Annotated in this window: 3 protein-coding genes and 2 pseudogenes; 1 reads left to right on the forward strand and 4 read right to left on the reverse strand. The window is 61.1% G+C overall.

The window, feature by feature from the left end; translation table 11 throughout:
- Positions 1 to 132: 132 nt before the first annotated feature.
- A pseudogene (locus ATN84_RS12675) lies at positions 133 to 612 on the reverse strand (IS110 family transposase); the annotation flags it as partial.
- A gap of 200 nt (positions 613 to 812) precedes the next feature.
- Between ATN84_RS12675 and ATN84_RS12680 the strand changes: the two are divergent.
- Positions 813 to 1,682 (forward strand): annotated as a pseudogene (locus tag ATN84_RS12680) (IS110 family RNA-guided transposase); the annotation flags it as partial.
- Between the two features lie 280 nt (positions 1,683 to 1,962).
- Here the strand turns inward: ATN84_RS12680 and ATN84_RS26035 are convergent.
- From ATN84_RS26035 to ATN84_RS12690, 3 genes are all read right to left on the reverse strand, one after another.
- Positions 1,963 to 2,418 (reverse strand): barstar family protein, encoded by a 456-nt coding sequence (locus ATN84_RS26035; protein ID WP_161939574.1) that lies wholly within the window; start codon positions 2,416 to 2,418, stop codon positions 1,963 to 1,965.
- 12 nt (positions 2,419 to 2,430) lie between these two features.
- Positions 2,431 to 5,679: a hemagglutinin repeat-containing protein gene (locus ATN84_RS12685; RefSeq protein WP_244491078.1), complete on the reverse strand. Its 3,249-nt coding sequence runs from the start codon at positions 5,677 to 5,679 to the stop codon at positions 2,431 to 2,433.
- On the reverse strand, positions 5,663 to 11,215 hold a 5,553-nt coding region (locus tag ATN84_RS12690; protein WP_153020221.1), incomplete at its 5' end, for a two-partner secretion domain-containing protein. The genes ATN84_RS12685 and ATN84_RS12690, both read right to left, overlap by 17 nt.

The following is an 11,215-nucleotide window of genomic DNA, read 5'->3' on the forward strand; positions in this document are numbered from 1 at the left end:
GAGGCTTGACCGCGCGACAATCAGGAGCCATCAAAACAACGACCCAGGGGAGCATCGACTGACCGGCTTCAAATCGGAATGCTGGCCGGAATGAAATCGGAATGGATGGCCGGCTTCGTTTCGGAATCAATGGCCGGCTTCAGCGGAATACGCAACCAGACCGAAAGTCTTCATGATGCCGCGGATTTGGTTGGAAAGCTCGGTGGTCATCCGGACCAACCGGGTGCGCGCCGCGACAAGCGTGCGGGCTAACATGCTGTCGAAACCTTTCACCCGCACTTCGCGAAAGAATCCGACTTCTGCCAGGTGTGCCAAACCATCGGCATCATTTGCATCTGTCTTGTTCGCCGCCATATCGAGCGCTGCTTTGGCGTGACGGGCATCGATGCAAATGGCCGGCAGCCTCTCGGCGCGCAGTGCATGATAGAACCATACCGACAAAGGCCCTGTTTCGAACACCACCCGTTTTACAATTGGTGCGCGCTTGCGGATAAGTTCGGCAATGACGGCGGGATCAGAGGCGCACTTCCCGCGCCAGATCCGCTTACCCTCACGGCGGATCGAGATTGCCGTCTCTTTCATTGATACGTCGAGACCGATATACTCTGTCATGGCTGTTCTCCATTGATGCTGGGCCCGGCGTCCAGTCGAGAGCCCGTATTTCATCTTATCGGGGAACAGCCGCCTTCCAAGATCATGATCGGTTTCAAAGGGCGTCGCTCCCGCGATTACCCCATGTGGACACCCCCTCGACGGCATCGATGTGCCAGAATGGTGGTTGTTGCAGCCACCGGAGAAAAGGAGTGTCCACGATGGAAATTAGCACAATCGGTCTGGATTTGGCGAAGAACGTGTTTCAGGCACATGGGGCGGACGCCTCCGGTGCTGTGGTTTTCCGCAAACAATTGCGCCGGAAGAACGTGCTCGAATTCTTCGCCAAGCAGCCCGTGTGCCTGGTTGCCATGGAGGCATGTGCCGGCGCGCATTACTGGGCTCGGGAGATCGGCAAATTTGGCCACACTGTTAGATTGATCTCGCCGGCCTACGTCAAGCCGTTCGTGAAGCGACAGAAAAACGACGCTGCCGACGCCGAGGCAATTTGCGAAGCTGCCCAGCGTCCGACAATGCGTTTCGTCCCTGTAAAGAGTGAGAATGCTCAGGCCAGTGCCGTTGTCTTTCGGGCTCGGGACTTGCTGGTGCGACAGCGAACGCAGGTTATCAACTCGCTCCGCGGTCACCTCGCCGAATATGGCTTCGTCACCGCTCAGGGTCCACCGCATGTTGCCGGGCTCATACAATGCGTGACGGATGATAAGAACACTTTGCCGGACGCAGCTCGTCTGGCGCTCGCTCTGTTGGTCGATACTCTGCGATCGCTGGAGGACCGGATCAGGCGGCTCGACCACGAGATCGCACGTCGCGCCCGGGAAGACGCGGACGCTCGGCGGCTTACGACGATCCCAGGTGTAGGGCCGATAACAGCGACGGCATTGGTAGCTTTGGCTCCAGCGGCGGCGACCTTCAAAAAAGGGCGTGATTTTGCCGCCTGGCTCGGCCTGACGCCACTTCAGCGATCTACTGGTGGAAAACAGAAACTTGGCGCGACATCGAAAATGGGCGAGCGAACATTGCGGCGCCTCCTTATTCTCGGAGCCAGCTCCGTGGTCCGGCAAACCGGCCGTAAACAGGAGGCGTCGAAGGTGTAGGAAGGTCGAAAGGACGGTATGGCGCACAGTCGATAAGAGACGGGATCGGAAAAACCAGGCCTGAACGGAGTACTCAGAGCACGCTTTAATGATTTGGAACCGATCCGCGAACTCCCATACGGGCCCGCGGCATCCAGATGGTCGCAACAGAGGCCGGACAGATGTCAGCACCCGACTACGCGCAATTACCGAGCCTGGAAAAATCCTCTTGCACTTACGGGGGTGTCCACAGATGATTCAGGGGCAATAATCGGAACTACACCAGAGGTAGTGCTTTAAGCGGAGTACGCATCTCGGCTTTATCAATTTGAAATATTGCATGAAAAGGAATGCTTGGCCTATCCCACGGCTCCCCTTGGTCTATCGGCTGGCTCCATTCTTCACCCACGTTTGACAACACATCTAAGAGACCCGTTAAGGCACTTTCTTTTTCATCTGCAAGTACAAATGACGAGTTTTCAACTAAAATAGAATATGCATTCCTTTCAAACCAGCTCAAATCGGAAAGCATCTCTGATAAGGCATTATAGTTCCTGCCAAAATATGGCGGAAAATGAAAAGCTTTCGATATTTCATCGTATAGCGTTTCTAAATTCATCATTGATTTTCCATTCAAGATAATTGTCCATTGAAATCTATCTGCCAATGCATTTTCATAAGATTTCAGTATCCACGGCTTGTCACAGCTTAATAAAATTTCTTCTAAAACCATCGCGTTCTCCATTTATGGCCACATCTTTGTAAATGTATTATAGTGGTCTGACGTATAATAAGCATTCCCGTCACTTCCAATCACAATTCTTTCTGCACCACGATTCACGCCCCTCGTGTACGGATTGATGTCGTACTCTTTATATGTGATTGGATTCCCTTGAGAATCTTGTCGAGGTAGGACTTGACCACCGCCTCGTCCATCATTTGCAAATGTGCGGTCCCCGACATATCCATTCGGTTTTTGCCCGGTTTGTTGAATGTGTTGCAGCACGCTGACTGCAGCGGGCGGAACACCATTCGGATTCTGATTATTGCCGTTATTTCCAGTTCGGTCATCATCCAGCGGCGGACCGCCATTATGGCCCATACCTGCATTTTCACTGAGCACGATATTCTTCATGCCACCAGACTGCATGGAGTAAATAACGTTCTGCAGCGATGGACGGGCCATCGGCTTGCCGTTAATCGTGCCGCCAGTCAAAATCAGTTCACCGGTATTCGGATCGAGCATAAAGTCGAGGCTTGCCCTGCTGCCGTCCGCCATGACGAGATCGGCCTTGCGGGACAGGTCGGCGCCGTTGCCGGTCAGATGCACGACCGTGCCGTCGTCCATCCTGCGCGTTTCGTCGATCTTGCCGCCGCCCGCCGAGGTGGTGGTGGCCAACAGGATGGCACCGGCTGCCAGCCCGATCATGCCGGCACTGGAGGTTAACGCGCCGAAGGTGGCTTGGCAGGTCCTTGCGCCAAACGGGCTGATCGTGAACGTGCCTTCCGGCGTTTTGATCAAGCAGGCGCCCTGCGCGTAGGCTGGCGTTACAAGCCAGTCGAACGGGTTGAAGCGATTGAAACCCTGCCGTTGGCCGCATTCATTGAGTTGAGCGATGACATTCGGATCATCTTTGTAGCGCGCCAGCTGGACGGCCGAGGCATAATCCTGCTGCCCGAGCTTGCCGTCGCTCGCCATGCGACCGAGCGCATCGACGATGATGTCCGCGACCGTTTTACCCGCTTCCAGAGCCTTCTTTACCGACGTATCCGACAGATAGAACTCCACATCGACATGCTTGTCTTTCGTGATCTCGTAGGCCTTGTTGGGATCGCGGTTGAGGGCGGTGAGGTCCTCGGTCTTGCCTTCGGCCTCCAGTGCTGTCTGCTTCTCCTTGTCACGGATGGTGATCTCGCCCGGCCCGACGGTGGCGCGCACCGTCTGACGCGTGTCGTCGAGCTGATAGGAGCCTTCGGCGCTGGTACGCGGCTGCGAAGTGTCGCCCGGCTGCTGCTGTTTCTCGCCCGCTTCGTTCCTCGGCGTCAGGTCGATATCGGCCTGGACGTCGAAGCCCTCATAGTTCTGCGAGCCGGAGAAGTTCTCATGTGTCAGCGTGCCGGTGTCGAGCGTGAGATCCCCGCTTTCGGAGATGATCTTGCCGGCGCCCAGATGCGTGTTGCCGCCGACGGTGACGTCCATCTTGCCCGACGAGATCAGGCCGGATTGCTCCGGGATCCAGTTCGTCTCGCCCGAGCCGGTGCCGCCGCCCGGCGAAACCCCGGTGATGACTGGCACGCCACCAAGCGCACCGCCGATGCTCATGCCGAACGAGGCGGATTTGCTGGAGGCTTCGCCGGTATCGGGAACCGAGACGATGTTCAAATCGCGGCCAACATCGGCCGTCACCGTCTCGCCGGAAACGACGGCACCCTTCAGATTGGTGTCGCGGCCCGATTCCAGCTTGATGTCGCCGGTGCCAAGGACATGGGTGTTGACCTGAGTGGTCCCTTCGCTGTTCGACTTACTCATCCCGGCATGGACATTGCCGGTCAGCCCAAGCTGCGGTCCCGCAAGCGTCAGCCCGGCCGAGACGCCGATGCCGGCGCCCGCCGACTTGCTCGATGACGATGCGCTGCTGGTCGCCTGGGCGCTGTGCAGATTGATGTCGTTGCCGGCATGAAGCGTGATGTCGCCGGCCTTGTCGTCGTCGGAGGCAATGACATTGCCCTCGGCGTCATAGCCGGCGAGAACTTGAGCGCCGGAGCTGTTGAGGTCACCAGAAACCGCATCGATGCTGACGGACCGGCCGCCACGGATGGTGGTGACGACGGGGGTGGAGCTTTCTGCGGTCTCCTTACTCCTGGAATAGTCGAAACCGACGGTCAGCGAAGCCGAGGCGATATTGCCGGTGCCGTTCGCCATCTTCGACAGGTCTTCGATCGCGTCATAGGCCTTCAGGCCGGCGAACCCGGCATTGGCCGCCGAATAGCCGTCGGAAACCTTGCCGATCTTCTCCGCCGCGTCGCCGATGCTTTTGCCAGCACTCACCAGACCGGTGGAAACCTGCGCGGTGATGCCGGCGAAGAGTTCCTCATGCACATGCTCGTAATTGGTGACATCCTGCGCCGAGAGGAGATTGACGTCGCGCTCGGCGGCGATCGCCACGTCGCGGTCAGCGCCGATCTGCGCGGCCTGCAGATTGGCGTCGCGGCCGGCATTGATCCTGATGTCGCGACCGGCATCCAGGCTGGAGCCGGCATTGGTCTCGGCGCCCTGCTTGATCTCATCCTTCGACTTGCCATAGCCGATGCCGATCGAGGCGGAACCATTGCCGGAGGAGACCTGGATGCCGAAGCCGGAGCGCTCTTCCTTCTCGCGCGATGAGGCGCTCTCCGCGCCAGGCATGACATTGACATCGCGGGCAGCGTCGAGTGCGATGTCCTGACTGGCCTCCACCCTGGAGCCGACGATGTTGACGTCGCTCGCGCGCGCCTTGATGTTGACATCCGTGCCGGCGGAGAGTTCCGATCCGACATTGACGGTCGACGTGCCCTCGCGTTCGCTCTTCTCCTTGCCCCACAGCGACAGGAAGCCGCCGCCGGAACCCACGAACAGGCCCGATTGCTTGCTTTCGCTTTCCCGCGCATGGTTCTCCCGCGCGCCGATGACGGAGACGCTGTCGCCCTCGACAGTGATCGCCTCGCCGGCAGTCACCTTCGAGCCGGCAATGACGGCGTTGTTTCCGGCGTTGAGATTTACATTGCCGGAAGCGCCGAGCTCGGAGCCAACCGTGGTCTCGTTATGGCTCTGGGTGGAGATGCTGCCCTTGCTGAGGAAACCCTTGCTCTTCTCACGGTCGTCATGCGCCACCATGTCCTTGCCCGACGCGATGACCAGATCGCCGCCGGCATCGATGTTGAGGTCGGCCTTCTTCTCCTCGGTTCCGGCCTGGACCCTGGATGCCGATATGGTCGTATCACCGCCGGTCGTCATGCGCCACCATGTCCTTGCCCGACGCGATGACCAGATCGCCGCCGGCATCGATGTTGAGGTCGGCCTTCTTCTCCTCGGTTCCGGCCTGGACCCTGGATGCCGATATGGTCGTATCACCGCCCGAGGTGACATCGACGCCGACGCCGACGCTGATCGAGGAGCCGACGGCGGTTTCCGTTTCGATATGGCCCTGGACCTGCCCCTTCTTCTTGCTGAAACCGCTGCCGGACTTGAAGCTCCCCTGGGTGTCGGTCACCGCGCTGTCGCGCGCCTCGGCGATGGTGACATTGTCGGAAGCGCCGAGATCCACGGTCCCGTCGGCGGCAAGCTTGCTGCCGACGATGTTGAGATCGCCATTGCCATCCGTCCCGGCCCTGGCGGAAATCGATCCACCGGCCTCGATCCCGGAACCGGTATGGGTGGTCGAGGAAGAGGAATTCTTGCCGAACTCGACGGTTTCCTGCTCCTGCGCGGCGGTGATGTTGATGTCGTTGCCTGCTTCCAGTCGCGCGTCGCCGCCCGTCTTGAGCTTCGATCCGGAGAGCAGGATGTCGTCGCCCGCCTTGACGGTCGCGTCGGTCCCGGACGAAAGCTGTGACGCCTGCTGCGATGTCGTCGTGGCCTTCGAGTAGCCATCGTCGGATTTCCGCGTCACATCGACGGTGGCGATATTGACCGAACCGTTCTCGGCCGTAACGTCGAGCGCGCCGCCGGCGCTCGCCGCGCTGCCGATCACGGTGACGTCGTTTTCCGCCTTTATGCCGAGGTCGCCACCGGTATTGATCCGCGTGCCCGTCGCGTTCCGAGAACCGTTATTCTCGACCTTCTCCGCTTCCAGCGTCACATCGCGGCCGGCCAGGACGGCATTGCCGCTGACATCGACACCGGCTCCCCGCAGCCTGAGCGTGTCGCCCGCCTGCAGCGCGGCATTGCCGCCCGCCGTGACCATCGCGTTCGGATTGACCATGTTCTGGCCGCCGAGGTTCAGGGATTGCGCTGTCAGGGTAAGGTTCCGCGAGGCCGACAGGGACAGATTGCCTCCGGCGTTGAAGCTGCCGCCCGTGGCCGAAATCGTCGTGGCAGCAAGCCTCAGATCGGTTTTCGCGGCAACCGCACCGGAATTGGCGACATTACCGACATTCATATTGACCGAGCCGCCGGAGATCAGCGCGCCCGCGACGGTCAGATTGGCCTTGTCGGTGTTGGCGACATAGACGGTCGGCACCAGGACCTCGATGCCCTGCACTTCTCTTTTCTCATACCAGACAAGCGTTTCGGTGAGATTGGCGACGAGTTCCGGCGAGAGCTGCTGGCCGATCGCGAGGCCGTTTTCCCTGGCGAAGTCCGCGCCGCGATCGAGCAATGTCTTCATCTGCTCGATCGCATCACTGCCGGGGATGAACGAACCCTTGCCGAACCCCTGATTGACGAGCTGGCGAAGCTGCTGATCGATCAGCTGGTTCTCGAAATAAGCATCGCCCAGGAAGGGCACCTCGCGCTCGGGCCTGTAGCCGATCCGGTCGATGAAATATCCCGAACCGTAGAACTTGCTCACGTCGAGAAACTCGGCGCGGGTCTCATAGAGGAAAGTCTGGCCGGGAATGGTGCCGCCAAAGCCGCCGGAGTTCGGCTTCGGCGCCGCATTGCCGAGGGCGGCGACGAGATCGGCACCGACGAGCGGCGTACCGTTCGCCGACAGCCCGCCAAGCGCCACGTTCGGTGTGAACAGCGCCCCGCCCGCCGTCAGTCCCGCCAGCGCTGACGTGGGATCATCTGGCGTGGTCGAGGAGCCGAGACTTGCCCCACCGGCGATCGAGCCGGGTGCGGATGTGTTATTGACCGTGTTGAACCCGCTGATGTCGAGCGCGCCTCCGGCCTTGATATTGCCGGCGGCAAGCCCGACGGTTTCCACCTTGCTGATGATGGAGGTGCCCTGAGCGATATCCCTGGATGGATCGCGGTTGCCGTCCGCATCATAGGCCTCGCAGGCGCCTTGCGCGTTGCATGTCGTCGTCGTGGTGCGGCTGAGCGTCACGCCCTCATTGTTCAGCACCTGCCCCTTGAGAACGGCGTCGCCCTCTGCTTCGATGCTGCTGTAGCTGTTGTTGAGGGTCGTCGCGTCGATCGAGAGATTGCCGCCGGCGCGGATCAGCGCCTCCGGCGCCAGCGGTCCGTCGAAACGGTCTTCACGGACCGTTTGGCTGATATTGGAGGTTTCGTCCCATGTGTAGGTCGTGCTCGTGTCCGCCGGTCCGTCGAGCCAGTAGGCCACGACGAAATATTTGGACGGGTTCGTCGGATCGAGGATGGGAACGCCGTTCCCGTCCTTCGGGACGCGCTGTTTGATCCAGTCGTAGATTTTGCCCTGTCCTACAGGTCCGTTGGCGGATGTCCAGGTCCAGGCGTGGTAGGATGTCCCGTCGGCAAGCGTGGCGAGCGACCAGAGCTGGGACTCATAGTCCGACCAGAGCGGTGGATAGTAACCGGGATAAAGCTGCGGTTTGTCATTCGGGTTGTCGCTGTAGAGATAGGCGAAAGGCTTGCCCGCCACATCGGGATTGAGCACGAAACCCGAGACCTCGCCCGACGAGACCAGATGGTTGCTCCAGGTGGGCGTCGTCAGGCGCTTGTTGGTGAGTTCTTCCGTGACGATGGAAACGTCATTACCAGCCTTGATCAGGCCGGAGACATTGGTGATCGACCGGTTGCGTCCGCCATTGGCGTCTGCGGCGATCGCGAGATCGTGACCGACGAGGATGGCGCCCTGATCGTTGAGGAGATCGCCCGCCACATGAAGCCGGCCGTCATTGCCCGCATGGATCAGGCCGGAGGCCGTGTTGGTGAGATCGCCGAAGATGTTGAACGTCAGGTCACGGCCCGCCGCCAGCTGACCGGTGTTGTTCAGCGAGGCGAGCGTCAGCGTCAGGTCGTTGGCGGCGAGCAGTGCCGTCGCGGAGGTCGTGGTGATGGTACTGGCGGAGATCGCGATATCGCCGCTGCCGCCATCCGCCGTCACGGCCCGGATTTTAGAACCCGACGCGTCCACGGAACCCGTCAGGTTGAGCGCGATGCCGCCAAAGGTCAGGGTGCTGCCCGAGAAATCGGCACTATCGGCATTGACGGTCAGCGTGCCCGCCGTCGCCAGCTTGCCGCGATCATTGCTGAGATCGAGGCTCTGCAGTGTCAGCGTGAGATTGCCTTTGGCGACCGTATCGCGATCGAGGCTGATCGCACCCCGGTCGGCCCGCAGGTTCGCACCGGCGAAGCTCCGCAGGCTGTCATAGGTGATGTCCCGCAGCGCATGCGCCGTCAGATCGCCGCCGCTCGAAAGCGCACCGGCAACGATCGAGCCGCCCGTCGCATCGAGCGACATCCGCCCGGTATCCGCCAACCCGGTCCTGAGGATCAGCGAACCGCCCGATTTCTCCGTCGCCGCGAAATCGACGCCCGAGACCAGCGTGTCGATGTCGATCGAACCCGCGTTGAGCGTGGCGTTGCCACCGGCGAGCGATTGGCCGGACAAGGTGAGCATACCGCCAGCCGTCAGATCGAGATCGCCGTGGCTCAGGGCGTTGGCCGACAGATCCCCGGTCGCGGAGGCAACCATATTGCCCGAGGAAAGCAGCCGGTCGGCGGTAAGATCACCTGCCATTGCAGTCAGATTGAGCGCATGAGCCGCGCTGGCAAGAACAACATTGCCGTTGTCGAGTGCGGCCAGATCGGCACCGGCAACGACGGCGCCGATATTGATGGAAGGACCCTTGATGGCGATGTCGGAGCCCGACAGCAACTGACCGCTGATCGTGGTCGTGCCCGTGATATCAGCCACACCATGACTGGTGACATTGCCGGCATTGAAGGTCCCGGCACCGGCAACCAGATTACCTGCTGATAGCAGCGTGCCGACATCAATCGCTCCGGCTCCGGCAGAAAGCGTTGTGTCGCCGGAACTGCCAATCACAACGGCCCCGTTCGGCGAAGCCTTGCCGGCGGCGAAATCGACGCCGGAGATAATCGCGCCCGCCTTGATGTTGGCGCCCGTGATGCTGACATCACCCGCACCGAGAAGCTGGCCCGAAACATCCGTGTCACCAGCAATCGCAACTGCGCCGTGGCTGGTGATATTTTGCCCGATCACCGATCCAGCCGAAATATTCAGGTTCCCGGCAGAAAGCAGCGACGCGATGTTGACCGCGCCGGCACTTGCCCGCAGCCGCATCTCGCCGGATGCGCCAAACTCAATCGTGCCGTTGGCGGCGTTGGTGGCGGCAAAATCGATGCCGGAGACGGCGCTGGTCGCCTTGAGAGAACGGGCGGAGGCCACGAACGCGCCGCCGGAAAGAATGTCACCGCTCGCGATGTCGGTTCCGGCGGCCAGGGTCATGTTGTTGAAGCTGATGAGAGCGGCGGCGGCAATCGCGCCCGACGTCGCCTCAAGCATCAGATCGCCGCCGCCGGCCTTGGCCGCACCGGAAAGCGCGATATCGCCGGATGTCGTGGCCATGGTTGCCGCACCGTCGGCGATGACCTGCCCGGCGGAAATCCCCTGCCCAGCTGCGAGGACCGCGCTTTTGCCCGCCGACACGCCACCGGCCGAGATCGCCCCCGATGACGTCAGTTCGACACGGCCAAGCGCAGCCACGTCGCCTGCAACCGAAAGCAGGCCATCACCGCTTCCCAGAATGACATCCTCGTCGGCCGCGACCGCCTCAAGCGTGATGCCCCTGGCTGCTTTCACCGTCACGCGCTTCTTCGAGGTGAGCTTCTTCGCCTCGACCTGCCGGCTCTTCGACTGGATGCTCACCCCGTCGCGGCCAGACGCGTTGCCGAGCGAGATCCTGCCGTCGGCCGAAAGCGTCAGTTCGCCGGCATTGGCCGCCATGTCGCCGCGCATCCTGACGCCGGCGCCCTTGTCGGTGACGACGATCCTGATGCGGTCGGCCTGCATGGCGCCGAGCGCCGAGCCATCGATGGCGAACTCTCCGGCATCGTCTATCCCGTCGATGGCCGTTGCTTCACCCGTGGCGTAATCGAACTTCTGTCGTCCCGCCGAAAGCCGCAGGTTCCTGGCCACCACCGGTCCGTCGATGCGCACCGTCCGCGAGACGATGTCGAAGAGATCGACCGCGCCGTCACCTGAAGCGAAATTGCCGCCCTTCGCGCCAAACGTGATATCGCCGCCCCGCACGGTGAAGCCGCTGAGCCGTCCGGTCGCGTCAATATCGGGCGTGCCGGTGGTCAGCGTGGCGCGCGGCGTGTTGATGAAGCCACAGCCCGAACAGCTGATTCCGTTCGGATTGGCGATGATGACATCGGCCCGGCCGCCGAACACCTCTGTCGGTCCCTCGAGCGCACTACGGTTGCCCGAAGTCACTTCGTTGAGGATGACGCTGGCCGGCCCGCTATTCCTCAGGTTCGGGTTGCCCGGCGTCACGCCGCCGAGCTTCGACGTGCCGAACTCGGCATTATGGTTGTTGAGGATCAGGCCTGATGTGCCGACATTGAAGTTGCCATATTTGTTGTGCGACAGCCCCTG

Origin of the sequence: Paramesorhizobium deserti (assembly GCF_001558695.1) — a bacterium.
GTDB lineage: Bacteria > Pseudomonadota > Alphaproteobacteria > Rhizobiales > Rhizobiaceae > Paramesorhizobium > Paramesorhizobium deserti.

Excerpts from the sequence above, each read along its gene's own strand:
- ATN84_RS26035 (WP_161939574.1), bottom strand. The coding sequence starts at position 2,418 with ATGGTTTTAGAAGAAATTTTATTAAGCTGTGACAAGCCGTGGATACTG.
- ATN84_RS12685 (WP_244491078.1), bottom strand. The coding sequence starts at position 5,679 with ATGACGACCGGCGGTGATACGACCATATCGGCATCCAGGGTCCAGGCC.